The sequence below is a fragment of the Streptococcus oralis genome (assembly GCF_965111685.1).
Classification (GTDB): domain Bacteria; phylum Bacillota; class Bacilli; order Lactobacillales; family Streptococcaceae; genus Streptococcus; species Streptococcus oralis_B.
Map to the genome: position 1 here is coordinate 1,904,936 of NZ_OZ217340.1, position 25,553 is coordinate 1,930,488.

Sequence of the window (25,553 nt, forward strand, 5' to 3'; positions counted from 1 at the left end):
ATCTTGTCAAGAAGTTGTAAACTTAACCTTCTTTTACACGAAGATTGATGACACTTGTAACATCTTGATAGATCTTCACTGGTACATCAATCAAACCTACTGCTCGAATTGGTGCTTGCACTTGAATATTGCGTTTGTCAATCTTGATACCAAATTGCTTTTGCAATTCTTCTGCAATTTTCTTGTTAGTGATGGAGCCAAATGTACGGCCATCTGGTCCAACCTTTTCAACAAACTCTACAACCGTTTCTTCTGCTTCAAGCTTAGCTTTGATGGCTTTTGCTTCAGCAACCATTTCAGCATGAGCCTTTTCTTCTGATTTTTGTTTTCCTCGCAACTCACCCACTGCTTGAGCAGTCGCTTCCTTGGCCAAATTCTTTTTAATCAGGAAATTTTGAGCATAGCCAGTTGGCACTTCCTTAATTTCACCTTTTTTTCCTTTTCCTTTTACATCTGCTAAAAAGATTACTTTCATTCTTCTTTCTCCTTTTCCTTTAGTTCTTCCAAGATTAGTTGAGTCAATTTTTCTCCTGTTTCTGACAAACTCATATCCTCGATTTGCGCAGCTGCTAGATTAAAGTGGCCTCCTCCTCCCAGCTCTTCCATAATGCGTTGAACATTGATTTTACTACGACTTCGAGCCGAGATAGAGATAAATCCTTGTGTGTTTTTTGCTAGAACGAAGCTGGCTTCAATGCCAGACATAGCTAACATAGCATCGGCAGCTTTACTGATAACAACTGTGTCATAAGACATTGAGTCCTTAGCTTGGGCAATCAAGATATCTGAACCTAGCTTATGACCTTGTAAAATGAGTTCATTTACCTCACGGTACTCTTCAAAATCTGTCGCAGCAATCTCCTGGATTGCGATACTATCACTTCCCCGTGTTCTCAGATAGCTAGCCACATCAAAGGTTCGACTCGTCACGCGAGATGTAAAATTCTTGGTATCCAGCATCATACCAGCCATCAAAACACTGGCCTGCATACGACTCAAACGATTCTTCTTAGAATTTTGGAACTGAATCAATTCTGTGACCAGCTCACTCGCACTACTTGCCCCACTTTCAATATAAGTGATAACGGCATTCTCAGGGAAATCCTGATCACGTCTATGATGGTCAATAACAATGGTTTGAGTGAACAAATCATAAAAATCTTTTGACAAGGTCAAAGCCGTCTTGGAATGATCCACCAGAATCAATAATGAACGGTTTGTAACTAGCTTCATCGCATCTGTAAGAGATAAAAGTTTCGTGACATCTTCCTTCTTCAAGAACTGAATAGCACGTTCAATATCTGCTGGCATACGGTCTGCATCGTAGACCGCATAACTGTTCTCAATAATATTACTTGCAAACAACTGCATACCGACAGCAGAGCCCAAAGCATCCATGTCTAGATTTTTATGACCGACCACAAAAACTTGGTCAACACTTCGAATCTTATCAGAAATGGCTGTCATCATGGCTCTCGTACGTGTACGAGTACGTTTGATAGATGCAGCAGTTCCTCCACCGAAGTAGACTGGATTCTTGGTTTCGTTATTTTCCTTGACCACCACCTGGTCACCACCGCGAACTTCTGCTAAGTTCAAGTTGAGCAAGGCAATTTTCCCTATCTCTTCATGATTTCCATCACCATAAGAAAATCCCATACTTAAAGTTAGGGCTAGTTGCCTCTGTTTTGATTCTTCTCGGAAAGTATCAATAACAGAGAATTTATCATTCATCAATTCCTCGAGTACTGTATAATCTGTGAATACATAAAAACGATCCATCCCCACACGGCGAGAAAACATAGCATACTTACTAGCAAATTCTGAAACAAAATTAGCTACAAAACTATTGATTTGGCTGATATCAGAGTCAGACGTCGAATCCTCCAAATCATCGTAATTATCCACTGAGATGACCCCAATGACTGGACGGCTAGTTACCAATTCAATAGTTGCTTCATATTCCCCAGAAACATCAAAGAAATACAGAACACCCGAAGCCTTGTCAATATGGACAGCATATCGTGTTTCGCCCAAGGTAGCATAAGAACCTGGATTCCCAACAGAAGCCTTGATAATGGTTTGAATTAACTCAACATCAATTTCGCCTTCTTCAGTAGTCAAAATTAGCTCAGCATAAGGATTAAACCATTCCACTTCTCCGCTTGATAAGTCTAATTTTAGGACTCCCACCGGCATTTGATCTAGCAAAGTACTCAAGCTATTTTCAGCTTGGTGATTCACATATTGGATTTGTTCAATTTCGCTCTTTTCATACTGTTTTTTTTGCCATACAAATAAAAGCAGATAAAGCAGTACAAATAAAAACAAAACAATGATTGTTACAACATTATTTTGTGAAAAAATAATCAGCATTGTTAAGGTTCCGAAAGTTGCGATCCCTAGTAGAATCGCAGAATTCGGAGTTAAATTATTTTTTTTCATTCTAAACCTCTTGCGCATTATTATATCACAAATGCCCTTAAAAAGCGACCTTTAAAGAGAAAGTACTGCTTTTATTATAGCAAGATGCTCTTAAAGAAACCATATATAAAAAAGGAGAGCAAATGCCTCGCTCTCCTTTTTCCACATCAGTGCAGAATCTTCCGCCTAGATTACATTATTCACCTAATTCTAGTCGAATGTCTTGTAGGCACTCTTGCGCCTGTTTCACAATTGATTCTAAAATAGCCTTACATGGTTTGATGTTTTTCACCAAACCCGCAATTTGTCCGCTCATCATTGAACCATGAACTGTATCACCTTCATAGACAGCCTTAGATAGGGAACCAATCGTAATTTCTTCCAGTTCCTCTCGGTCTGTACCTTTCTGCTCTAATTCAATGTAGTGATCCGTCATCTCATTGCGAATACAACGAACTGGCGCTCCCGCAATGCGGCCTGTAACCGCAGTCGCTGTATCACTTGCCGCCAAAATAGCTTCTTTATAGGCTGGAGAAATTGGACATTCTTCTGAAGCAAGAAAAACTGTTCCCATTTGAACTCCTTGTGCACCTAGGGCAATCGCAGCAGCAAGTCCACGACCATCTGCCACACCTCCTGCAGCAATGACTGGAATCGTTACCGCATCAACGATTTGTGGGATAAGAGCCATTGTATTGGTCTCTCCAATATGGCCACCAGCTTCTGAACCTTCAGCGATTACAGCATCAACTCCCAATTCTTGCATTTTTTGAGCATGCTTGACACTGGCAATAACTGGAATAACCTTGATTCCTGCTTCTTTCAAGTAAGGCATGATATGCTTAGGAGTTCCTGCACCTGTAGTTACCACTGGAACCTTTTCTTCGATGATAACGGTCACAATATCCTTGATATTTTTCATCATCAACATGATGTTGACACCAAAAGGCTTATCTGTCAACTTTCTCAGTTCACGAATTTCTTCTCGCAACTGCTCTCCGGTCATACCACCCGAAGCGATAATTCCCAGACCTCCAGCCTCAGAAACAGCTGCTGCTAGTTGATAGTGCGAGATTTGAGCCATAGCCCCTTGGAAAATCGGATATTTAATCTGTAAAAGTTTTGTAATTGACATATGAGTCCTCCTTTTATTTTCTGTTGATTCTTGTTGGCAAATGGATGCATAATACACCAATATCCCCGTCAACAAGAAAATGTTATATTTGTCTCCTCATATTCTGCTATCCTAAAAAATCTGGCTTACGATCCTGCTGATCTGTAAAAGGAATAAGTGGGGGGCGAGAACGTAGAACATAATCTACAAATTCCTTCCCATCCTTGTCAAACTCTACCACCGCAAAAAATTGATCATGGTAAAAGAAAAACTTATAATGATTCTCAAAAGCCTGACGCAACCACTTCTTTTTGGCTAAAATTGATTTCATAGGATAATCATCAACTGCTGGAACCCAGAGAGGATTTCGATGAACATGTGATAACATCAAGTCCCCCATATGGATCATCGTATCTTTCCCCTGTTTGAGCAAGATAATACTGTGGCCATTGCTGTGACCACTTGTGTGAATCATTTGGATTTCTGGAATGACATTGATATACTCTGAGAAAGTCGTCACCTGATCTTGAATCGGTTCCCAATTTTCTCTCAGATAAGTTCCCTGCGTTCGATCATTAGGGTTTCTCATCTCATACCACTCGACATCATTCACAATAATCTTGGCGTTTGGATACTTGGAAACCAGCTTCCCTTGATCATTCACATACGTCAAGCCACCAGAATGATCGTGGTGCATATGTGTCATCAGCACGATGTCAATGTCTTCAGGCGATAGTCCTAAAAGAGCCAAACTTTCTTCTACCCGACTTTCAGACAAGATTCCTAAGTTGCGCCTTTGTTTATCGGATAATTTTGCTGTATCAAAACTTGCATCTATCAAGTAATTTTTACCCTTGTACTGAATCAAAATAGGATCCGTCAATTCTGCCATCATATTAGCATCATTTGTTGGGTAGTAACGAGACCACACAACTTTCGGAACCGGACCAAAAAGAGTCCCCGCATCCGTCAATTTATCGGCTCCACGTAGCCATATCAGTTTCATATCATGAAATTGATATTCCTGTAAGGTGAGTTCTGCCATGCTTTACTCCTTTATCCATTGGGCTGCTATTCTTTTGCGAATCGAATCCCCAGATTTTCCATAGATTTCAATCGTTTTGGCATCCTTTAGATAACGGTCTATGGGGATGTCATCCAAGGTTTGAAGAGGTCCAATTAATCTAATAATTTCCTCAGAAATCTCAATTGCTACTTTTGTCGTATAAAGTTTTATCTGAGATACAAAGAGAGAATCCGCATTCATCCTGTCTTTGTAGGAGGCAAAGTAAGATTCAGCCGCACACAGCTTAGTATACAAGTCTGCAAATTGATGTTGATAGACTGTCGCATCGATTAATCGTTTCCCAAATCCTCTTTTGACCTTTACAAAAGCCAGGCCTTTTTCAAAAGCTCCCTCAGAGATACCAATAGAGATTGCGCTTAATCCTAGCTGTAATTTTTTGATAATATCATTTAACTGAGTTTCCCCATTTAGCGTCAATCCTAGCAGACTATCTTCTGGCAATATGACCTGATCAAAAGTTACCGAATTCACAGGCAAACCCTGTAAACCAGGTTTTGCAATATCATCTCCAAAAGCAACTCCCGGTCGAGTCGTATCAACAATGAAAAATCCGTATCCATCTTCTCCGTTAGCTTCCTGAACCTTGGCTAAGATTAACAAAATATCTGTATAGCGGCAATTTGATACAATTGACTTCTTCCCAGTTAAAGACCAACCTGTTTCTGTTTTCCTTGCAGTTGTTGCAATAACCTCCAAGCTGTCCATCAATTTTCCTTCAGAAAATCCCAAGCCAGCTAAGATTTCTCCCCTTACTAATGGTTCTACGTAACGCGATTTTTGTTCCTGACTCCCATATCGTAAAATAGGATAGATACCATAACATGCCTGAGTTAGTAGAACAGCAGAAAAAGCAGGAAAATCTTTTGAAATCAAGCGAATAAAGGTCAAAAACTCGGTTCTCAAAACAGAATCTTGACTATCTAAAAGCAAGGAAAAGATATTAAATTGCTCAATAAACTGATAAAGCAATTCTCTAGGGAACTGTTGTTCATCCTCACGAGACTTGAAATAGTCCCGAATCAACACTTTCACGTCTGCCTTCAATTCTCGCCCCAGCACGTCATTATAGGTCATCGCATTCACCTCATCTTAGTTGTCAGAAAACGGTTGGTAATAATCTTTCAACAATTCTTCATACACATAAGACTCTACTTCATTGTAGGAGTTTTTATAGGGTCTACAAAACCAAATATTAAATGGAATCGGATCCTTGAATCTAACCGCCTTAAAACGACTCTTATCCACAAAATATTCAACCGGCCTTGGCAAAAGGGCAATCAAATCTGTCTGATGAGTTGATTCAACTAGGAAGTCCCAAGTAGAGGAAAGATAAGCAAATTTAGCCTCAATTCGTTGTGAACGAAGTTTTTCTGTCACTAAATCATAAGTCGTAAATGTTTTGTTGAAGGTTGCCAATTCATAACCAGCAATATCAGACCATTCCAACAAGCTTTTCTGAGCCAGCGGATGATCCTTATCCATATAAGCAACGTATTCATCCAATTGAATGATATGTTGTTCATATTTTTTAGCATCCAGGCTCGTAGGCTCTATCAGAATAGAGAGATTCAAATCTCCATCAACCATTTTTTGACGAATTTCCTTCCCCCCACCTTCCGTAACCTGGATATGGATATGAGGATTATTTTTCAGAAAATGAGGCAAAGCACTAGCAAAATAAACTCGTAAAATCAAGGACGGAATACCAAGATTAATGGTGCCTTTTTGTTTTTGAGCTTCTATATGGATCATGGAAAGCATTTCTTCATGTCGATTCACAATCTCGGTCGCATAACGATAAATTTTGCGTCCTGTCTCTGTTAAACTTTCTAATCTTCCATTCTTGCGATTGAATAATTGAACCCCTTCAGCTGCTTCAAAATTTGTCACGAATTGACTCAAGGCTGATTGACTAATGTGAATCTTCTTTGCAGCAATGGAAAGGTTGCATCCGCATTCTATGATATTGATGAAATAGTTCATTTGGATAATATCCACTTACCCATCACCTAGCTTTCCTTCACTATTTTAGCAAGTCAATTAGACAACTATTCTAGTGTTTGATAGTTGTCTACTGACTTTTTATCGAAATAACATTTCAAATACTTCATTTTAACGTCATATATAAAGCGCTTACAATACTATCTAGTTTGTATTATAACACACTGAGTAGAAAATAGCTCTTTTTTTGCTTAAATCGGCATTGTTTTTAGGTCTTCTGAGACAATAACTTCCCCAGCTGTTTTTTCAAGAACTTCTTCTAATGTCACACCAGGAGCCAGCTCTTTCAATAAGAATTTACCATCTTTGAATCCAAAAACAGCTAATTCTGTGATGACAAGATCTAATACTCCTTTAGCTGATAGAGGCAATGTGCACTCTTTCAAGAGTTTAGATTCACCACCTGTAGTATGTTGGATTGCTCCAATTACGCGCTTAGCACCTACCAAAAGGTCCATCGCTCCACCCATACCAGGAGCAAATTTCCCTGGGATAATCCAGTTAGCAATACTTCCATCTTGGCTTACTTCAAGAGCTCCAAGAACAGTCGCATCAACGTGACCACCACGAATAATTGCAAATGATGTTTGCAAATCAAACAAAGCAGCTCCTGGAAGAAGAGTGATTGGTGCACCACCTGAATTTGCTAGGTTTGGATTGTAGTTATCTTTAGTTGGTGTTTCACCAAAGCGAAGGGCACCGTTTTCAGCTTGAAGAATTACGTTAACACCTTCTGGGATGAAGTCTGCAGAAGCATTTGGAATCCCAAACCCAAGGTTTACAACATCACCATCTTTAAATTCAAGAGCAACACGTCTTGCAATAATTTCTTTTGGTTTCATATTATTTTACCCCCGCTAATTTATTAGTCTCTGTCCAGAGGTCCCCCATCATCTTATGGTGTTCTTCTGGAGTTAAGCCTTGGACTACATAGTCAACAAGGATACCTGGAATATAAATATCATCCGGTTTAATTTCACCAACTTCAACAATTTCATTTGTTTCAACGATAACTGTATCTGCCGCAAGAGCGAGTTGCAATGAAATATTCTTAGTTGTACCATCAATGTACAAGTTTCCATACTTGTCAGCTTTTGTAGCTTTAATCAATGCTACGTCAAGTTTTAGAGGGTCATAAATAAGGTACTCGCGACCATTACGAACTACTTTTTCATGTTCGTTTTCTAGAATTGTACCAACTCCAGTCGGTGTCAAAACTCCTCCAAGGCCTGCTCCAGCAGCGTGAAGACGTTCAACAACGGTACCCATTGGAGTAAATTCTACTTCCATTTCTCCACTAAAGTACGCTTTTTGAGCAGCAGGAGATGTACCAATGTGGGCAGCAACATATTTTTTAACTTGGTGGTTTTCACAAAGGCGTCCAACACCCACTTCTTTACCTGGATGTGAAGTAACAACTGAAACCAAAGTCAAATCTTGTTGATTTTGTCTAACCAACTCTTCGATTAACTCCAAAGGTTCACCAACAGCAAGGAATCCTGAAATCCCTATGACATCACCAGGTTTTACTTTAGAAATAGCTTCTTGTAATGATAAAACAGCTTTCATACTAACACCTCAACTTTTATTTACGATTGAATACAGCTTTACGTTTTTCAACAAATGCATGCATTCCTTCAACTTTATCTTCTGTAGAGAAGAGTAGAGCTTCCGCTTCTGTTTCCAAACGAATAGCATTTTTCAGAGGAAGTTCTGAACCAACTTGAATGACATGCTTAGCTTTTTCAACTGCTAGCGGTGCATTTTTCATAATCGCTGCCGCCAGCTCTTCTGCTGCAGGCAATAGTTCTTCTGCTGCTACCAACTTGTTAAGAATTCCAAGATCATATGCTTCTTGTCCTTTAACCATTCTAGCAGTGAAGATTAATTCCTTTGTTTTACTAGTACCAATCAAACGAGACATTCTTTGGGTACCTGCAAAACCAGGAATGATTCCCAAGCCGACTTCAGGGAAGCCAACCATTGTCTTATCATAACCGATTCGGATATCAGTTGAAAGAGCTAATTCCAAACCGCCTCCCAAAGCATAACCATTCAATACTGAAATAGTTGGCTGAGTCAATTCAGATAAGCGGGTAAAGGTGTCGTTCGCATAGGTCATGTATTCATGAGCCTGAATTGGAGACATTTGGTCCATCTCTTTAATGTCCGCGCCTGCGACAAATGCTTTCTCCCCTTGACCAGTCACAATGACAACACGAATGTCCTCGCTTGCTTCAATTTGGTCTAAAACGAGATTCAAATCCTTTAAAACTTCTGAACTTAAGGCGTTCAAAGCTGATGGACGGTTAATTGTTAGATAGCCAAGACCATTCTTAACCTCTAATAAAACAGTTTTACTCATTATTCTGCTCCTACTTGATTTATTTTGAGTACAGAGTACAGCGTCAACAAATACCAACACAAAATGTAAGAGCTTACATTTTCATCATAAACCTTTTTTCCCCATCCGTCTACTTAATCTTTATTTATAGTCCTATAAGTTAAGCTTATAGGATATAGTCGTCCAATCCATCCTTAAAGTCTTAGGAAAAATAAAAATACCTTATCAAGCCCTTTTAGAGAAAGACACTTGATAAGGTATGTAACTATGAGACCGGATCAAAATCTCATTTTGTAATCGTAATATTGAAAAAGAGGAAATGACGTTCAGTTTTCTAATAACTAACGTTCAACGATGAGGGCTGTTCCCATTCCTCCTCCGATACAGAGAGTAGCTAAACCAGTTTTAGCATCACGTTTCATCATCTCATGTACCAGAGTCACTAGGATACGGCAACCTGAAGCCCCAATTGGGTGACCAAGAGCAATCGCGCCACCATTGACATTGACAATATCTGTGTTAAAGCCAAGTGTTTTCCCAACCGCACAAGCCTGAGCAGCAAAGGCTTCATTTGACTCGATCAAGTCAAGATCATCAACTGTCAAATTGCCTTTTTCAAGAGCTTTGCGAGTCGCATAAATCGGTCCACAACCCATAATCTTAGGATCCAAACCTGCACTTGCATACGAACGAATGCGCGCAATGACTGGAAGTCCCAATTCTTCAGCTTTTTCAGCACTCATGACCAAGACAGCTGCAGCTCCGTCATTGATACCTGAGGCATTTCCCGCTGTAACAGAACCGTCTTTTTTGAAAACAGGTCGTAGCTTAGACAGACTCTCCAAGCTAGCATCTTTTCTAGGAAATTCATCTGTATCAAAGACGATAGGATCGCCTTTACGTTGAGGAATTACCACCGGAACAATCTCTTCCTTAAAGCGTCCAGATTCTATAGCCGCCACTGCTCTTTTTTGTGATTCCAAAGCAAGCGCATCTTGATCATCCCGGCTAATACCATATTCTTCTGCCACATTCTCAGCTGTAATCCCCATATGGTATTCGTTAAAGGCATCAGATAAACCGTCCTTAATCATGGTATCTACCACTTTCGAATCTCCCATACGGCCACCCCAACGGAAGCTTGGCAAAACATATGGAGCCTGGCTCATGTTTTCTGCACCACCAGCTACAATAATATCTGCATCTCCGCACTGAATCGCTTGAGCAGCTAACTGCACTGCTTTCAAACCGGAACCACAAACCTTATTAATGGTAAAGGCTGGTGTAAATTCAGGAAGCCCAGCATGAATACTCATTTGGCGAGCCACGTTTTGGCCTAAACCTGCGCCTAGGACATTCCCCATAATCACTTCATCTACCTGCTCTGGTTTAATATTCGCTTTTTCCAAAGCACTCTTAATTACCAAAGATCCCAAATCAACAGCAGAAACATTCTTCAAGCTCCCGCCAAAGGAACCTAAAGGTGTTCGCACTGCCGAAACAATAACTACGTCTTTCATGACTACCTCCATCAGTGTCTAGTAAGTAAAGAAACCTTCTTTTGTCTTCCGTCCCAATTTTCCTGCTTCGACCATTTTCTTAAGCAGAGGGGCAGGACGGTATTTTTGATCACCAAACCCTTGGTTTAGGACGCCCATAATAGCCAAACAAACATCCAACCCAATCAAGTCAGCAAGAGCCAAAGGTCCAATAGGATGATTTGCACCAAGTTTCATCGCTTCATCGATTTCCTCGGCACTAGCCACTCCTTCACCTAGAATGTAAATGGCTTCATTGATCATAGGAATCAAAATTCTGTTCACAACAAAACCATAAGAATCTTTAACATCAACTGGTGTTTTACCAATTTTCACTGTCAATTCACGAACTGCCTGAACCACTTCTTCTGAAGTCTGCAAGGCCTTAATAACCTCTACAAGTTTCATGATTGGGGCAGGATTAAAGAAGTGCATTCCAATCACGCGTTCCTGATGTTTTGTAGCAGCAGCTATATCCGTGATTGATAAAGAGGATGTGTTTGATGCTAAGATAGTTTTAGGATCTGTCAATTCATCCAATTGTTTGAAAATATTCAACTTGATCTCACGATTCTCAGTTGCAGCTTCAATCACCAATTGGACTTGTTTCGCATCTTCATATGAAATAGATGGAATCAAATTGGCCAATACCTGATCCTTCTCATCCGCAGACATCCGTCCTTTTTCAACTGAACGTTCCAATTGTTTTGTGATATTATTCAAGCCTCTTTGAACAAATTCTTCTTTAATATCGTTTAAGTAAACTGTAAAACCAGCCTGAGCAAATACTTGAGCAATTCCGCTTCCCATTTGACCAGAACCAATAATCATCACCTTAGATACCATTATTTTCTCCTTCTTATTTCTTATTTTACAAAAATCCATTGCATGAAGCAAGGACGATTGAACAAAAATCCTTCAATCGCCCTCCTGACATTAAACAAAGGCACCTAGTCCAGTAATCTCACGACCAACAATCAAGGCATTCACTTCGTGTGAGCCTTCATAGGTATAGATTGATTCAGCATCTGCAAAGAAACGAGCAACGTCTGTTTCGAGTGTAATACCATTACCTCCGCAAGTTTCACGAGCAAGGGCAACTGTTTCGCGCATCACCAAGGAATTGTGCATCTTAGCAAGAGCAGAGTTAAGCATCAATTCATTCCCTTTCTCTTGCATCTCAGCAATACGAGTTGAATAAGCAATAACTGCTACAGCATTTGCTTGCATACGAGCCAATTTTTCTTGAACGATTTGGAATTTGGCAATTGGACGTTTGAACTGTTCACGATCTTTAGCATATTTAAGAGCTGCTACATAAGATCCACAAGTCACTCCCATAGCAATGTGAGCAACGTCCGCACGAGTGAAGGTCAAGATACGGGCTACATCACCAAAACCATTGATATTTACCAAGCGGTCTGAATCTGGAACCTCCACATTCTTCATGGTGATATGGCCATTGCGGACACAACGAAGAGCGATTTTATGTGGAATTGGTTCTGCATGATATCCCGGAGCTCCCTTACGAACGATGAAACATTTCACCTTGCCATCCGCAACGTCACGAGCAAATACAGGAACAACGTCTGCAGTGTCTGAACCACCAATCCAGCGTTTCTCACCGTTTAGAATCCACTTGTCCCCAACACGTTCTGCAGTAGTCGCAAGTCCTCCAGCAATATCAGAACCTGAAAGAGGTTCAGTCAAAGCGAAACAACCTTGCCAATCAAATGCAGCTAGTTTTGGAAGAAATTCTTTTTGTTGACGCTCATCACCACCCAAGAGAATTGTGTTATAGCAAAGTCCGCCATGAACGGTGTAGAATGTTGCCATAGAAGCATCGAAGCGGCCAAGTTCAAGATACAAGAAAGCAATATAAAGTTCAGAAGGTTTCCAGCTACCCTCACGTCCCTCAAACAATTTTGGATTGTTCATAATTTGAGCGCCCTTAGCCACTGCATAGAATTCTTCAAAAGGAAAATCTGGTTTTTCCCAGTATTCATTAATAACCGGACGGAGATGTTTCTCAATCAAACGGCGAGTTTCTTGTAAAACCTCTGCTTCACCCAAAGTTAGACCATCCGCATAATGAAAAAGGTCTTCAGGATATAGTTCGCGTAAAATTTCTTCTTTTGTTGCCATAGTATAGTGATGACTCCTTTATTTATTTGTTATAAGAGCGCTTACATTTTTGTATTCGCTATTTGTTGACAACTCCATTCTATCCCTTAGGGTATATTTTGTCTACTTAATAAATATAAACGACCCTATAAGTTCAGATTATAAGGGCGATTCTGGCTGTTTAATCAAGGATTCCCTAGTTTTTTTACTTATTTCCTCATAAGAAAAAGTGGTTTACAAATCAGTAAACCACTTTTTTTGTTATTTCAATTTTATGATTCTTTGACTTCTAGTAAACCAACTTCACCATCTTCACGGCGATACAAAACATTTGTTGTTTGATCTTCTACATCTACATAGATAAAGAAATCATGTCCCAACAAATCCATTTGAAGAAGGGCTTCTTCTAAATCCATTAGCTTCAAATCAATTTTTTTTGAACGAACTACTTTTGGTTGCACAACATTTTCATCTTCAACTAGGGCATCTGTAAAGAGTTGGCTTGTCGCAACTTTATTTTTATTCTTACGTTCGATTTTTGTTTTATTTTTACGAATCTGACGTTCAATTTTATCAGTTACAAGATCGATAGAGCCATACATATCTTGAGAAATATCTTCTGCACGGAGAGTAATAGATCCAAGTGGAATCGTTACTTCAACTTTTGCTGTTTTTTCACGATAAACTTTCAAATTCACACGTGCATCCAACTCTTGCTCAGGTTGAAAATACTTTTCGATCTTTTCGAGTTTAGAAACTACATAATCACGAATCGCTTCTGTTACTTCTAGGTTTTCACCACGGATACTATATTTAATCATATAAGTACCTTCTTTCTAAACATTTTTGTTTTTCTAACTATATTATAGCGCTTTCATTTTCGTTTTGCAAATTTTTCCTCATCTTACAAGGGAAAAAGTTTTAACATCCAAAGCTCCTGCTTCTTCAAAAAGATGCTTCACACGATTGACAGTTGCCCCTGTTGTATAGATGTCATCAATAACCAAAATTTTCTTAGGAAGAGGGGCTTCAGTTTTTATAAAAAATGGAATTTCGGTAGCTAATCGTTCCGAGCGATTCTTAGAAGAACTAGCCGTCTCTTCTCTTTTCCCTAGTAAATCTTGAAAAGAAAAACCTGCTGCCTCAACCAAACCTTCAACCTGATTAAATCCCCTCTCAAGCAATCTTTCAGGACTTAGGGGAATAACAACAAATTGATAGTCTCCATACTTTTTCAATTCATTAGCTAGAACAGGAGCAAAAACCTTTCTAAGTAGAAAATCCCCATCAAACTTATATCGACTAAAGAAGTCTTTCATAGCTTGATTATAGGTGAAGATTGCATTATGATCGACTCGAATCTCTTCTTTACACCAAAGTTTACAATCTTGACACTGAGTTGACAAACCTGTTTTCATACAGTTTGGGCAATAGTCCTCACCAATTTTCTCAAAAGTAGACTCACAATCTGAACAAAGATAGTTTTTCTCATTCTTAAACAGCAAGAGGTGACTAAATGTCAAGTCACTCTTTATTGTCTGTCCACATAATAAACAGTTCATAAGCCTGCCTCCTTGTTCATCTGCTTAATTTCCTTGATTGCTTTTTTAATAGAAACATTTAATCCATCATGAAAGAAGAGCAATTCACCAGTCGGTCTATCCATACTACGCCCAACTCGCCCTCCAATCTGAATCAAGCTAGACTTGGTAAAGAGACGATGATTAGCTTCTACAACGAAAACATCCACACAAGGGAAGGTGACTCCACGCTCCAAAATTGTCGTACTAATAAGGATTGTCAACTCTCCATCTCGAAAAGCTTGTACCTGCTCTAATCGATTTTCTGTGACAGAGGACACAAAGCCGATGTTTTCATTTGGAAACTGTTCCTGCAAGAGTTTTTTTAGTTTCTCGCCTTTCTTAATCTCTGATGCAAAGATTAGCAAAGGATAATCTGTTCTTCTCTGCTTCTTAATGTAGGACTTTAACTTTGGAGACAACTGACTCTTTTCTATATAGCGATTAAAGTCTGATAACCAAACTGGCTTTGGAATAATCAATGGATTTCCATGAAATCGTCTCGGCAAGCTTAACCTTTTTAATTCTCCTGTGCGAACCTTCTTATCTAACTCATCTGTAGAAGTCGCTGTAAGAAATATCCTTAGCCCCTCCTCCTTTACACATTGGTTTACAGCATAGTAAAGAACAGAGTTGTCAACATAAGGAAAGGCATCTACTTCATCCACTATAAGCAAGTCAAAAGCATGATAAAATTTTAACAGCTGATGAGTCGTTGCAACAACTAGTGGTGTTCGAAAATAGGATTCTGACTCACCATGAAGTAGTGCTATCTCACAAGAAAAGTCATTCTGCAGTCGCTTATATAACTCCAAGCAAACATCTATTCGAGGACTGGCCAAACAAACTGCACCACCGTCATTGATTACCTTAGCCACAACCTGGTAAATCATCTCTGTCTTTCCAGCTCCTGTTACAGCGTGAACCAAGGTTGGCTCTTGCCTGTCTACCGCTTGAAGAAGTCCCTCTGACACTTTTTCTTGAAAAGATGTTAACTGACCACGCCATTTGAGGACGTCTTGCTTAGGAAAATCCTCCTGCGGAAAATAGTATAAAGCTTGATCACTCCTGACTCTCTTCATCAATAAACACTCCCTACAATAGTAAGCGCCTATAGGTAAATGCCATTCTTCTAGAATACTACTATTACAACGTTGACAAAACAGTTTCCCCTTCTCTTTTCTCATAGTTGGAAGTTTCTCAGCCATCTGACGTTCTTCTTCAGTTAATTCTTTCTCAGTAAACAAGCGACCGAGATAATTTGGATTTACTTTCATACTTCTTTATTCGTAAAAATCTAGCGCTTTAGATATTTTTTTAGTACAATTAAATCATGGAATTTAGAACTATTAAAGAGGATGGACAGGTCCAAGAAGAAATCAAAAAATCGCGCTTTATCTGTCATGCCAAGCGTGTCTATAGTGAAGATGAGGCTCGTGATTTTATCACTGCCATCAAAAAAGAACACTACAAAGCCACCCATAACTGCTCTGCCTTTATTATTGGAGAACGCAGTGAAATCAAGCGTACGAGTGATGATGGCGAACCTAGTGGTACTGCTGGAGTCCCTATGCTTGGCGTCTTAGAAAATCATAATCTTACGAATGTCTGCGTAGTGGTTACTCGCTACTTTGGGGGGATTAAGCTAGGCGCTGGCGGTTTGATCCGCGCTTACGCAGGTAGTGTGGCCTTGGCTGTCAAAGAAATAGGCATTATTGAAATCAAAGAGCAAGCTGGCATAGCCATTCAGATGTCTTACGCTCAATACCAAGAGTATGGTAATTTCCTTAAAGAACATAATCTCATGGAACTCGAGACAAACTTTACAGATCAAATCGATACCATAATTTATGTTGATAAGGAAGAGAAAGAAAAAATCAAGTCTGCTCTTATAGAGTTTTTTAATGGAAAGGTTACTTTAACAGATCAAGGTTTACGAGAAGTTGAAGTTCCTGTAAACTTAGTGTAAATAAAGGAGAAATACATGGCGTTTGGGAAATTGATTCAAGGACTTGCTGGTAACTTCAGCGAGCAAAACACAGAAGCTCTTATCAAAGAATATGGTCAATACCTACTAGAGAATGAAGAAATCCAAAGTGGATATAAGCTCATTCGTGACGCAATCATCTTTACAAATATTCGTATCATCTTTACAGATAAGCAAGGCGCTACTGGTCGCAAGATGTCTGTTAAGTCACTCTTTTTGATGAACATTGTCAACGTTGAAATGGAAACTGCGGGAGCAGGTATAGACGATAGTGAGATTACGATCACTTATTTAGAGAATGTCTTTCTAAAAGCACATAATGAGCATTTTAGTTACCACAAATTTGAATTTCCTAAGAAAACGGATATTCTTCCCCTTTACACCTATTTACTAGAACTTGCTTATCACAATCGATTAAAAATTAATGGCTCAGACCTTTGATATAAAAAAATCCTATCACTTTGATAGGATTTCTATATTTTACAAATATCCTTAAGCGCGTTATACTAGTATCATCTTATACAAAGAGGTATATCTATGGCTATTTATAACAATATCACTGAACTTATCGGACAAACACCGATTGTTAAACTTAACAACATTGTTCCAGAGGGTGCTGCAGATGTCTATGTTAAACTAGAAGCTTTTAACCCTGGATCGTCAGTAAAAGACCGTATTGCCCTTAGCATGATTGAAAAAGCGGAACAAGATGGTATTCTAAAACCGGGTGCTACTATTGTTGAAGCAACGAGTGGAAACACTGGTATCGGTCTTTCATGGGTTGGTGCCGCTAAAGGATATAAGGTTGTTATCGTCATGCCTGAAACGATGAGTGTGGAACGACGTAAGATTATCCAAGCCTATGGTGCTGAACTCATCCTTACTCCTGGTAGCGAAGGAATGAAAGGGGCTATTGCCAAAGCTCAGGAAATTGCCACTGAACGTGACGGTTTCCTTCCACTCCAATTTAATAATCCAGCTAATCCAGAAGTACACGAAAGAACAACAGGAGCTGAAATACTGGCTGCTTTCGGTTCTGATGGACTAGATGCTTTTGTGGGTGGTGTTGGTACTGGTGGAACGATCTCAGGTGTTTCTCACGCTCTTAAAGCAGCAAATTCAAACATTCAAGTTTATGCAGTTGAGGCAGACGAGTCAGCTATATTGTCTGGTGAGAAGCCAGGACCGCACAAAATTCAAGGCATCTCAGCTGGATTTATTCCTGAAACACTTGATACAAAGGCCTATGATGGTATCGTCCGCGTAACGTCAGATGATGCTCTAGCACTTGGCCGTGAAATTGGTGGAAAAGAAGGCTTCCTTGTTGGGATTTCTTCAGCTGCAGCGATTTACGGGGCAATTGAGGTTGCCAAGAAATTAGGTACAGGTAAGAAAGTTCTTGCTTTAGCACCAGATAACGGCGAACGTTATTTGTCTACAGCACTCTATGAATTTGAAGTGTAATCTCCTAAATCCACTTAGCCCTTATTAAAGGGCTTTTTGTTTACTCATAACAGAGCCTACTCTCTAGACCAAAAGAAAAAGGAAGCAAATTGCTTCCTTTTCTATTAGTTATTCAAGGCTGCTGCCATTGTAGCTGCAACTTCTGCTTCAAAGTCATTTGCTGCTTTCTCGATACCTTCACCAACTTCAAAGCGAGCGAACTCAACTACTGAAGCATTTACTGATTCAAGGTAAGCTTCAACTGTCTTGCTGTCATCCATAATGTAGACTTGTGCAAGAAGTGTGTATGCTTGGTCAACCTTAGTGTTGTCAAGCATGAAGCGATCCATTTTACCTGGGATGATTTTGTCCCAAATTTTTTCTGGTTTGCCTTCTGCAGCCAACTCAGCTTTGATGTCAGCTTCAGCTTGAGCAATCACTTCATCAGATAATTGTGCTTTTGATCCATACTTCAAGTGTGGAAGGGCTGGTTTACCAACCATTGCACGGCTTTCGTTATCTTGGTCGATTACGTGGTTCAATTGTGCCAACTCATCTTTAACGAATTGCTCATCCAATTCTTTGTAAGAAAGAACTGTTGGTTTCATCGCAGCAATGTGCATTGAGATTTGTTTAGCAAGCGCTTCGTCTCCACCTTCAATAACAGAGATAACACCGATACGACCACCATTGTGTTGGTATGCTCCAAAGTGTTGTGCATCTGTTTTTTCAAGCAAAGCAAAACGACGGAATGAGATTTTTTCACCGATTGTAGCTGTTGCAGATACATATGCAGCTTCAAGAGTTTCACCTGAAGGCATTGTCAAAGCAAGAGCTTCTTCGTTGTTCGCTGGTTTTCCTTCAGCAATTACTTTAGCTGTTGCGTTTACCAAGTCAACGAATTGAGCGTTTTTCGCAACGAAGTCAGTTTCAGCATTTACTTCAACTACTGCTGCAACGTTACCGTTAACAAATACACCAGTCAAACCTTCTGCAGCAACACGGTCAGCTTTCTTAGCTGCCTTCGCCATACCTTTTTCGCGAAGCAATTCAATCGCTTTTTCGATATCACCGTCTGTTTCTACAAGCGCTTTTTTAGCGTCCATAACACCGGCACCAGATTTTTCACGCAACTCTTTTACAAGTTTAGCTGTAATTTCTGCCATTTTGATTCTCCTATATTTTTTAAAAAATAGGAGAGCTGGGCTACGCCCCGCCCTCCTAGGTAATTACTATTTATATGAATTAAGCGTTGTCGCCTTCTACAACTTCAACAATTTCTTCGATTGAGTCTGCTTGAGCTTCTGAAGATGCAAATTCTGCTTCAACTGCTGTTGCGTCTTCACCTTGACGTCCCTCGATGATAGCGTCAGCCAATTTAGCTGTGATCAATTTAACCGCGCGGATAGCGTCATCGTTAGCTGGGATGATTACATCGATATCATCTGGATCAGTATTTGTGTCAACCATCGCTACAACTGGGATACCCAATTTTTTAGCTTCTTTAACAGCTATTTGTTCTTTATGTGGGTCAACTACGTACATTACATTTGGGATACGAGGCATGTCTTCGATACCACCCAAGAATTTTTCAAGACGTGCACGTTGTTTGTTAAGAAGTGCAACTTCTTTCTTAGGAAGAACGTCGAAGATTCCTTCTTCTTCCATACGTTTGATTTCTTTCAAACGAGCAATACGTTTTTGGATAGTTCCCCAGTTAGTAAGAGTTCCACCCAACCAACGGTGGTTGATGTAGTATTGACCTGAACGTTCTGCTTCTTCTTTAACAGCGTCAGCAGCTTGTTTTTTAGTACCAACAAACAATACAACTGCATCGTTAGCTGCCGCATCACGCATAAAGTCGTATGCTTGGTCAGCGTATTTTACAGTTTGTTGCAAGTCGATAACGTGGATTCCGTTACGCTCAGTGAAGATGTACTTAGCCATCTTAGGGTTCCAGCGACGAGTTTGGTGACCAAAGTGTACACCAGCCTCAAGAAGTTGTTTCATTGAAATTACTGCCATGAGTATTTCTCCTTTTTGTTTTTTCCTCTCCTCGACTTCAACTTGCAAAACGACCCGAGGGCAACAGTTTCACAATTCATCAAGAATGAGTATTATCGTTTACACGACAAGTTTTATTTTACCACATCATAGCCATATTTTCAAGTGGTTTTGATAGATTTCGGACTTGCTTTCGATAAAAAATAATAAAAGAGACTCAATCGAGCCTCTTCGTTTCATTCATTAGTTTGGATAGATGTATGTTACGTAACCTTCAGAAGTTGTAGTTGGGTTGAACCATCCACGCTTGTTACCGATTGTACGATCTCCACCATAGTTTGATTCTGATACTTGAATGCTAGTTGATGATGAAACTGCTGTAACAACTGCTACGTGTCCATAACCACCATCATTCCAACATGCAATCGCACCAACTTGTGGAGTTGATCCTGTACGGAATCCTGCAGCTGCTGCACTTGTAGCCCACTGAGCTCCGTTACCCCAGTAGTCTCCAGCCCAAGGTGCCAATGTTTTAGCTCCCCAAGTACATTCCCCAGTTGGGTAACTTGATGCATTTGAGCTATATGTTGGACGTTGTCTAGCAGGTGCTGGAGTTGGAGCAGGTGCTGGAGTGTAGCTTGAATCCTCATCATCAGATGTTGATGTTGATGTCGCTTGTACTTGAGCAGAGAAGCTTGTATTTCCTGAAGCAACTACTGATTGTTGTTGGCTTGCTTGACGAGCTTTGTAAGCTGCTTCTGCTTCTGCCGCTGCTTTTGCTTCTGCTTCTGCAGTTGCTTTTTGTTCTAGCAAAGTAGCTTTTTCGCCTTCTGCAGTAGCTTTCTCTGCAGCAAGGTTTAACTCAGCAACTTTCAACTCTGCTTGTTTTGTTGTCAATGCTTGTGCATCGTCAGCAAGCGTTTGTTGGTTCGCAATGACAGTGTTGATTGCTTCATTATTTGCAACCTGTTTTTCAGCGATAGATTTCTTATCAGCTTTCTGTTGTTCCAACATTTTGTTGTTAGCTGATACAATCTCGCTCATGGCTGCAACACGTGAAATAGCTTCCGTAATTGATTTTGAGTTTACAATTGTATTGATATAGCTAGTTGCAGCACCGTTTGTTTGTGCGCTACGTGCTTGTTTTTCCAAAGATTCATTACGAGCAACAATGTTCTTAGAGAGCTCTGTAATTTCTCCTTCAAGTTTTTTAGATTCAGCTTGTAGAGTTTCATTCTCAGCTTCCAAGTTCGTTTGTTGAGTTTGGATAGCTGTAACTTGCGTTTGGATTTCATCTACTTGTTTTTGAGCTTCTTTTTGTTGAGCTGTCAAATTACTAATCTTACTATCTTGAGCAGCAATCTTTTCATCAGCTGTTTCAGCGTGGACAGTTGTTAATACCGCCGCTTGTGACACTAATACTGTACTTAATAAAAGTGACGCTAAGATTTTTTTCTTCATATTGTGTAGATACTCCTTCTATTTAAGACATTACTAGTATACCAAAAAAAGACATAATAAATATTACGCCTTTGTTACATTTTTATTTCTTTCTTATAGATAACATTTTTCAAAAATATATTGGAAAATAAGCATCCATAAAAAGTTTAAAATCATTGATGGGACAAGGCTATAGACGATGAAAACTGGCATCGATTCTACTGTCAATCCTATAGCAAGAGCAAGGAGGTAGCTCCCCATATCAAATAGGAAACTCATCACAACTATTGTTAACATTCTTGTCCAACGGTTTAGCAAAATTACGCTATTAAACTTATGGAGCGAAGCACCTATCAAGATAAATAGAAGTGTCGCAATTCCTATCAAGTGGAAAAAATAGATATCGTACACCAAACCCGCTATACAGCAATAAGCTAGATAGAGATATTCTGAAACCTCAATTGTCTCAAACAAGAGAAATAAAAACAGAAAATGACTTGCTAAATGAAAGTGAGGGAAGAAGGATTCCGCTAATTGTCCAATATGTGCATCAATTAGTACGACAAAAGGGAGTAAAAAGAAAATACCAATTTGTTTTAACAGTCTCATTGCTAATTCCCCACTAACTCTACCACATGAAGATCTTTGGTGTCAGCACTTAACTTTACTGTTACCTCCTTTGTTAGATAATCACTGCTGTGTGTTGTAGCAACAACTTCTCCAACAGGAATATCCTTAACATTAAAGTTTCCGAGCCCCCCTGTAGTCACCTTGTCTCCTGCGCTAATATCACTGTTGCTGTTTAATTGGCTAATTTTAAGCAGTTCAGACTCCTTGTCATAACCAACGATGATTCCGTAAATTTCAGTAGAGCCATGCAGGATTTTAACAGAAATTTTGTCTGAATTTTCGGTATTTGTCAATAGATTGACCGTTGTTGAATGATCCTCCACCTTTGAAACACTACCAATCAAGCCCCCGTTTGCAATAGCCAACATATTTTCAGAAGCTCCTTTTGAACTTCCCGCATCAATTGTTAACTCTTGTTTCCAGGATACTGGAGCTCGCATAATCACATCTGCTGCAATGGTTTTTGTAGCCTGCAATTTTGACTTCATATCCAGCAACTGACGTAGTTGTTCATTTTCATTTTTTAAACTTTCTGATTGATTAGACTCCACCTCTAGTTGATAGAGCTGTTTTTTTAGACTTTCATTTTCATTGTACGTCTGCGTCAAATGTTCCAAATCCGATTTGAAAGTATCAAACCACTGAAAGGGTTTCTGAACAATTCTATCCACTAAGGAAATTCCATCTCCTAGCTTTGTCACAATAGCACTTGAATAGGTTGTCACTAATAGTACAGAAACTGCCAGAACTGTGACAAAAACAATAATTAGATATTTTGATTTTTTAAAACGGTTCATATTCCTACCTTTTTACTAAAGATCTACTACTGTGATTTTTTATCAATCTTACAAATCCACTAAGATTTTAAGAAAAATAAGAGACATCCCAGCACCAGAATCACAAGAATCGCCAGTGTATCCTTTTGACTCCATCTCAACTGTCTATACTGACTTCTACCCTTTCCTCCCTGATAACCACGCGCTTCCATGGCTATTGCCAATGAATCTGCACGTTTTAAGCTCGTCGCAAAAAGAGGAATTAAAATCGGAATCATAGCCTTTACTTTTTGAACGATACTGCCTTCGCCAAAGTCAACTCCACGAGCCTTCTGAGCATTCATAATTCTCGTCGTGTCATCCATCAAGGTTGGAACAAAACGCAAACTCATTGATAACATGAGACCAATTTCATGAACGGGAACTTTCACGCGTTTCAGCGGCGCTAAAAGAGCTTCAACTGCAGCTGCCAGACTCAAAGGCATAGTCGTTAACGTTAGCAAGGTTGAAAAGAAAATAATCAACACAAAACGACAGAAAATAATCCCAGCTTGCTGCAAAGCATAATCCGTTATTCTTATAAAAGAAAACTCAAATAAGACATTTCCACTTGAAATGAAAAAGAGCTGAAATAGAGTCGTAAAAGCAATCAAGAAAAACATGGATTTTAATCCCTGAACAAAAAATGAGAGGGAAACGCCCGACAAAGCGATAAATATACCTGTCGCTACAAAAAGAATGAGATTAGCGAGAGGATTATTAGCCCAAAATACAATCAAAATCAACAGGATCATAGCGAGCAATTTACTACGGGGATCCAAGCGATGAATGATGGAATCTCCTGGTATATAACGCCCTAAAATCATACTATCCATTTAGCGACTCCTTAAACTCCTCTATCTTGATTGGCAGTTTTTTAAAAGCTACACCTCTATCTGCCAAACGTTTACAAAAAGCTGTGATTTTAGGCACACCCAACTGTACATTTTCCATAGAGGCTACATCTTGGAAGACATCACTTGGTTTGCCACTTTTGACCAAACGCCCCTTTTCCATAACATAGACCTGATCAGCATACGCAGCTACATCGTCCATCAAATGCGTTACCAGGACGATTGTCATTCCAGAAAGGTGGAGTTCTTTAAACAAGGTCATCAATTCTTTTCTGCCCAAAGGATCTAGTCCAGCTGTTGGCTCATCCAAAACCAAAATAGTTGGCTTCATGGCTAGCATACCTGCTATAGCCACACGTCTCATCTGACCACCCGAAAGTTCAAAAGGACTGCGCTCAAAGAGTGACTCATCGATGCCCACTAAGGCTAACTTTTCACGCGCAATTTTCTTGGCTTCTTCCTCAGAAACTCCAAAATTTTGTGGTCCAAAAGCAACATCTTTCAAAACAGTTTCTTCGAAAATTTGATTTTCAGCAAATTGAAAAACTAGACCGACTTTCTTTCGAATCTGTCGAATTTCTTTATTTGTTGATGTAGGAGTAATGACGGTATCGAAAACTCGAACAGAACCCTTACTTGGAAGCAATAGGCCATTTAAAAGCTGTAAGATTGTCGATTTTCCACTACCTGTATGTCCTATCAAAGCTGTATAGGAGCCGTCCTCAATCGTCAAGGAAACATCAGTCAAGGCTGATGAAGATAGGGGTGTCCCCTCTTGATAGGTAAAGCTCACATTTTCTAGAGTAATTCCCATAACTTGTCCTCTAGCTCTCCTTCTGTCAAATAGCCATCCGGCAACTGATAGCCAGTCTCTCTCAAAGATTCTCTCAATTGATTCGTAAAGGGATCATCTAAGCCTATCTGGTCAAGGTCATCCCGAGAAAAAAGTTCTCTTGGGCTACTGGTTGACTCCACTTGGCCTTTTTTCATGACCAGGACACGGTCACTCATCGCAACTTCTTCCAAGTCATGCGTAATGGAGACAACTGTCATCTGATAGTCTTTTCGAATCTCTTGCACTGTCTGAATCAGCTCTCTGCGTCCCTCAGGATCCAACATACTTGTAGCCTCGTCCAAAATCAAAATAGCTGGCCTCAAGGCAACAACTCCTGCAATGGCCACCCGCTGTTTTTGTCCACCAGATAAACGAGCTGGTTCTCTCTTCTTAAAGTCTAGCATACCTACTAACTCCAAAGATTCAGCCACTCTCTTCTTCATTTCTTCTCGAGGAAGTCCCTGATTTTCTAATCCAAAGGCGACATCATCTTCAACAGTTGCCCCCACAAATTGGTTATCTGGATTTTGAAAAACCATACCAACTTGACGGCGTAAGTCCCAAACATTCTCAGAGGACAGCAATTGTCCATCAATCCAGATTTCCCCAGACTCTGCTTCAAGCAAACCATCAATCAAACGGATAGTTGTCGATTTTCCACTCCCATTATGACCTACAATCGAAAGCCATTCTCCCCGTTTCACGTGAAACGAGACATTATTAACATCATAATGATCCTGGTCTTCCTTGTAACGAAAAGACAGATTTTTTACTTCAATAATCGATTTCATTTCGAACCAAATGTCCCTTTGAATACATGAGCGCTACCCTTGAAATAATCATAACCAGAGTAGATAGTGAAAAACAAAGCTATATAAAGTAACAGCTGACCAATTAAATTCCAATGTAAGAGCAAAAAGATAATGGCAAACATCTGACTAAAGGTCTTGATTTTCCCTGGCATCGCTGCTGCTAGAACTGTCCCTCCCATCTCAACAAGCAACAAACGCAAGCCTGTCACCGAAAGTTCACGACAGATGATAATGGCAACAACCCAAGCTGGAGCCATACCTAACTCAATCAACATGATAAAAGCTGACATAACCAATAACTTATCAGCCATTGGATCTGCAAACTTTCCAAAGTTGCTAACCACATTCCATTTACGAGCAAGGTAACCATCAAGATAATCCGTTATACTAGCAACTGCAAAGATGATCGCTGCCAGCAAATGACTGGCTTGTGAATGGCCCAAAGTCAAAATAAGAATAAAGAGAGGTATAAAGAGAATTCTACCAATAGTTAATACATTAGGAATTTGTTCTTTTTTCAT

General features: G+C 39.7%; 27 protein-coding genes. 3 read left to right on the forward strand and 24 right to left on the reverse strand.

Annotated elements, in window-relative coordinates; genetic code table 11:
* Positions 1–22 precede the first annotated feature (22 nt).
* The 15 genes from rplI to ACLV7H_RS09780 form a co-directional block, all read right to left on the reverse strand.
* Positions 23–475, reverse strand: coding sequence for a 50S ribosomal protein L9 (gene rplI / locus ACLV7H_RS09710; RefSeq protein ID WP_045592640.1), 453 nt, complete (start codon positions 473–475; stop codon positions 23–25).
* Entirely contained in the window at positions 472–2,376 is a 1,905-nt protein-coding gene (locus tag ACLV7H_RS09715) for a DHH family phosphoesterase (protein ID WP_411867084.1), read from the reverse strand. Before ACLV7H_RS09715 ends, rplI begins: the two co-directional genes overlap by 4 nt.
* Before the next feature lie 244 nt (positions 2,377–2,620).
* Complete coding sequence (locus ACLV7H_RS09720) at positions 2,621–3,601, reverse strand: nitronate monooxygenase (RefSeq protein WP_265339835.1); 981 nt, start codon at positions 3,599–3,601, stop codon at positions 2,621–2,623.
* 64 nt (positions 3,602–3,665) lie between these two features.
* Entirely contained in the window at positions 3,666–4,583 is a 918-nt protein-coding gene (locus ACLV7H_RS09725; RefSeq protein ID WP_045592637.1) for an MBL fold metallo-hydrolase, read from the reverse strand.
* Positions 4,584–4,586: 3 nt separating this feature from the next.
* A complete protein-coding gene (locus ACLV7H_RS09730) occupies positions 4,587–5,699 on the reverse strand; it encodes an acyl-CoA dehydrogenase family protein (RefSeq protein WP_052690241.1) in 1,113 nt (370 codons plus the stop codon).
* 15 nt (positions 5,700–5,714) lie between these two features.
* Positions 5,715–6,623 (reverse strand): LysR family transcriptional regulator, encoded by a 909-nt coding sequence (locus ACLV7H_RS09735; protein WP_411867043.1) that lies wholly within the window; start codon positions 6,621–6,623, stop codon positions 5,715–5,717.
* Between the two features lie 194 nt (positions 6,624–6,817).
* Positions 6,818–7,468: a 3-oxoacid CoA-transferase subunit B gene (locus ACLV7H_RS09740; RefSeq protein ID WP_045592636.1), complete on the reverse strand. Its 651-nt coding sequence runs from the start codon at positions 7,466–7,468 to the stop codon at positions 6,818–6,820.
* A gap of 1 nt (position 7,469) precedes the next feature.
* On the reverse strand, positions 7,470–8,195 hold the full coding sequence (locus tag ACLV7H_RS09745; RefSeq protein WP_411867044.1) for a CoA transferase subunit A: 726 nt from the start codon (positions 8,193–8,195) through the stop codon (positions 7,470–7,472).
* A 16-nt stretch (positions 8,196–8,211) separates the two neighbouring features.
* Positions 8,212–8,991, reverse strand: coding sequence for an enoyl-CoA hydratase-related protein (locus tag ACLV7H_RS09750; RefSeq protein ID WP_045592634.1), 780 nt, complete (start codon positions 8,989–8,991; stop codon positions 8,212–8,214).
* Between the two features lie 320 nt (positions 8,992–9,311).
* Complete coding sequence (locus tag ACLV7H_RS09755) at positions 9,312–10,490, reverse strand: acetyl-CoA C-acetyltransferase (protein ID WP_045592633.1); 1,179 nt, start codon at positions 10,488–10,490, stop codon at positions 9,312–9,314.
* A gap of 18 nt (positions 10,491–10,508) precedes the next feature.
* Complete coding sequence (locus ACLV7H_RS09760) at positions 10,509–11,357, reverse strand: 3-hydroxybutyryl-CoA dehydrogenase (protein ID WP_045593329.1); 849 nt, start codon at positions 11,355–11,357, stop codon at positions 10,509–10,511.
* A gap of 87 nt (positions 11,358–11,444) precedes the next feature.
* The gene (locus ACLV7H_RS09765; protein WP_045592632.1) at positions 11,445–12,653 is read right to left on the reverse strand and encodes an acyl-CoA dehydrogenase family protein; all 1,209 of its coding nucleotides are present in this window, start codon (positions 12,651–12,653) and stop codon (positions 11,445–11,447) included.
* Between the two features lie 251 nt (positions 12,654–12,904).
* Positions 12,905–13,453 carry a ribosome hibernation-promoting factor, HPF/YfiA family gene (hpf, locus tag ACLV7H_RS09770; RefSeq protein ID WP_045592631.1) on the reverse strand — a complete coding sequence of 183 codons (549 nt, stop codon included), beginning with the start codon at positions 13,451–13,453 and terminating at the stop codon, positions 12,905–12,907.
* A gap of 78 nt (positions 13,454–13,531) precedes the next feature.
* Positions 13,532–14,194 (reverse strand): ComF family protein, encoded by a 663-nt coding sequence (locus ACLV7H_RS09775; RefSeq protein WP_045592630.1) that lies wholly within the window; start codon positions 14,192–14,194, stop codon positions 13,532–13,534.
* Complete coding sequence (locus ACLV7H_RS09780) at positions 14,191–15,489, reverse strand: DEAD/DEAH box helicase (protein WP_045592629.1); 1,299 nt, start codon at positions 15,487–15,489, stop codon at positions 14,191–14,193. The genes ACLV7H_RS09775 and ACLV7H_RS09780 overlap by 4 nt, the downstream gene beginning before the upstream one ends.
* A 56-nt stretch (positions 15,490–15,545) precedes the next feature.
* On the opposite strand from ACLV7H_RS09780, the gene ACLV7H_RS09785 reads away from it, so the two are divergent.
* From ACLV7H_RS09785 to cysK, 3 genes are all read left to right on the forward strand, one after another.
* On the forward strand, positions 15,546–16,181 hold the full coding sequence (locus tag ACLV7H_RS09785) for a YigZ family protein (protein WP_045592628.1): 636 nt from the start codon (positions 15,546–15,548) through the stop codon (positions 16,179–16,181).
* Between the two features lie 15 nt (positions 16,182–16,196).
* Positions 16,197–16,640, forward strand: a complete 444-nt coding sequence (locus ACLV7H_RS09790) for a PH domain-containing protein (RefSeq protein ID WP_045592627.1) — start codon at positions 16,197–16,199, stop codon at positions 16,638–16,640.
* 96 nt (positions 16,641–16,736) lie between these two features.
* On the forward strand, positions 16,737–17,663 hold the full coding sequence (gene cysK / locus ACLV7H_RS09795; RefSeq protein ID WP_411867045.1) for a cysteine synthase A: 927 nt from the start codon (positions 16,737–16,739) through the stop codon (positions 17,661–17,663).
* A 104-nt stretch (positions 17,664–17,767) separates the two neighbouring features.
* Here cysK and tsf read toward each other — a convergent pair whose 3' ends face one another.
* The 9 genes from tsf to pgsA form a co-directional block, all read right to left on the reverse strand.
* Positions 17,768–18,808 carry a translation elongation factor Ts gene (tsf, locus tag ACLV7H_RS09800; protein ID WP_000808056.1) on the reverse strand — a complete coding sequence of 347 codons (1,041 nt, stop codon included), beginning with the start codon at positions 18,806–18,808 and terminating at the stop codon, positions 17,768–17,770.
* A 79-nt stretch (positions 18,809–18,887) separates the two neighbouring features.
* Positions 18,888–19,667, reverse strand: coding sequence for a 30S ribosomal protein S2 (gene rpsB, locus ACLV7H_RS09805; protein WP_411867046.1), 780 nt, complete (start codon positions 19,665–19,667; stop codon positions 18,888–18,890).
* A gap of 222 nt (positions 19,668–19,889) precedes the next feature.
* Entirely contained in the window at positions 19,890–21,107 is a 1,218-nt protein-coding gene (pcsB, locus tag ACLV7H_RS09810; RefSeq protein WP_045592624.1) for a peptidoglycan hydrolase PcsB, read from the reverse strand.
* Positions 21,108–21,200: 93 nt separating this feature from the next.
* Entirely contained in the window at positions 21,201–21,695 is a 495-nt protein-coding gene (gene mreD, locus ACLV7H_RS09815; RefSeq protein WP_045592623.1) for a rod shape-determining protein MreD, read from the reverse strand.
* Between the two features lie 2 nt (positions 21,696–21,697).
* On the reverse strand, positions 21,698–22,513 hold the full coding sequence (gene mreC, locus ACLV7H_RS09820; protein WP_045592622.1) for a rod shape-determining protein MreC: 816 nt from the start codon (positions 22,511–22,513) through the stop codon (positions 21,698–21,700).
* A gap of 59 nt (positions 22,514–22,572) precedes the next feature.
* On the reverse strand, positions 22,573–23,367 hold the full coding sequence (locus tag ACLV7H_RS09825; RefSeq protein WP_038804767.1) for an energy-coupling factor transporter transmembrane component T family protein: 795 nt from the start codon (positions 23,365–23,367) through the stop codon (positions 22,573–22,575).
* Positions 23,360–24,199 carry an energy-coupling factor transporter ATPase gene (locus ACLV7H_RS09830; protein WP_045592621.1) on the reverse strand — a complete coding sequence of 280 codons (840 nt, stop codon included), beginning with the start codon at positions 24,197–24,199 and terminating at the stop codon, positions 23,360–23,362. Before ACLV7H_RS09830 ends, ACLV7H_RS09825 begins: the two co-directional genes overlap by 8 nt.
* Positions 24,184–25,011, reverse strand: coding sequence for an energy-coupling factor ABC transporter ATP-binding protein (locus ACLV7H_RS09835; RefSeq protein WP_045592620.1), 828 nt, complete (start codon positions 25,009–25,011; stop codon positions 24,184–24,186). The genes ACLV7H_RS09830 and ACLV7H_RS09835 overlap by 16 nt, the downstream gene beginning before the upstream one ends.
* Positions 25,008–25,553 (reverse strand): CDP-diacylglycerol--glycerol-3-phosphate 3-phosphatidyltransferase, encoded by a 546-nt coding sequence (gene pgsA, locus ACLV7H_RS09840; protein ID WP_045592619.1) that lies wholly within the window; start codon positions 25,551–25,553, stop codon positions 25,008–25,010. Before pgsA ends, ACLV7H_RS09835 begins: the two co-directional genes overlap by 4 nt.